Annotated in this window: 1 protein-coding gene; it reads left to right on the forward strand. The window is 50.4% G+C overall.

Features of this window, described 5'->3' with window-relative positions; all coding sequences use genetic code 11:
* A partial coding sequence (locus JCM12296_RS35490; protein ID WP_172684301.1) for an IS91 family transposase occupies positions 1-613 on the forward strand: 613 nt, incomplete at both ends.

The raw sequence follows: 613 nt of genomic DNA on the forward strand, positions 1-613 counted from the left end.
AACTCGGTGGCCAGTTGGGGATCATCGCTATTTTGCACACCTGGACGCAAACATTGATGGATCATTTTCACCTGCACTGCCTGGTGCCTGGCGGTGCGATCGCTGGCAATGGAAAGGAATGGATCAGCAGCAAAGGGGAGTTTCTCTTTCCGGTAAAAGCGCTTTCGAAGGTTTTCCGGGGAAAGTTCATATCGTATCTGGAAGATGCATATAGCAAGAACCAGTTGTGCTTTCCCGGCAATACCGGTGGGTTAGGGACCCGTCAAGGGTTCCTGCGCTTGATCAAACAGCTGTGGTCAAAAAACTGGGTGGTCTATACCAAACCGCCCATTGAGCGCCCGGAATGGGTGCTCGATTACCTTGGGCGCTATACGCATCGCATTGCCATATCGAATCATCGCATTACTGATTTTTCTGACGGCCATGTGACGTTCACGATCAAAAACAGAAAACGCAAGACGACTGAAACGGTCACCCTCGATGCGGTCGAATTCATCCGGCGGTTCTTGTTGCATGTACTGCCCAAGCGGTTCGTGCGCATCCGGCATTATGGTTTTTTGGCTAACCGTTGCAAGAAAAAGAACATTGGCCTGTGCCGTTTGTTGATGAACTT

The organism is Desulfosarcina cetonica JCM 12296, from assembly GCF_001311845.1.
GTDB classification, from domain to species: Bacteria; Desulfobacterota; Desulfobacteria; order Desulfobacterales; family Desulfosarcinaceae; genus Desulfosarcina; species Desulfosarcina cetonica.